The sequence below is a fragment of the Streptococcus sinensis genome, assembly GCF_000767835.1.
Classification (GTDB): Bacteria; Bacillota; Bacilli; order Lactobacillales; family Streptococcaceae; genus Streptococcus; species Streptococcus sinensis.
The window spans coordinates 1-617 of record NZ_JPEN01000030.1; the positions used below are offsets into that span (position 1 = coordinate 1).

A 617-nucleotide genomic window follows, 5' to 3' on the forward strand; every position below is an offset into this window, starting at 1 on the left:
CCTTATATTTATATTAGCGGGTAGCTTCCGCCAGTATAAACCCTTTCTTAATTATTTTATAGATTTGTTTTATACTTAGTTCAGCGCTGTGGATTAGTAAGTGTCACCAATCGCTTAGACGATTTCAAGGAGGCTCTAACCACAGCTCTTTGTTTCATTGGTAATGAGAATGATAACGCCCTGACGTTTTATCTCGTGTAAGGATACAAGGCAAAGAGTGCGTGGAACAAACAACAGTCGCTAATATAACTTAGAAAGGAATCAGAAAGTGATGTTATATATCGGTATTGACATTGCCAAAAATAAACACGATTTAGCCTGTATCAATGAAAATGGAGAAATAATGATAGCTAACTTCAAATTTGCCAATTCTTACCAAGGATTTGTTCAGCTTAAGCTAAGGCTAGAACAGCTATCTCCTCTAACACAAGACATCCAGATAGCGCTTGAAAGCACAGGACACTACAACTACAATATTGTGACTTTTTTAAGAGAGTTAGGGTACAATGTATTTACTTACAACCCGCTCATTATCAAAGAATTTGCTAAATCACAATCTCTTAGAAAAACTAAGACAGACAGGAAAGATGCCCTTTTAATCGCTCGTAAGCTACGCT

1 protein-coding gene is annotated in these 617 nt (G+C 36.6%); it reads left to right on the forward strand.

Translation table 11 applies throughout. The features are described from left to right. Nucleotides 1–271 precede the first annotated feature (271 nt). On the forward strand, nucleotides 272–617 hold a 346-nt coding region (locus tag SSIN_RS01895), incomplete at its 3' end, for an IS110 family transposase (RefSeq protein ID WP_037615103.1).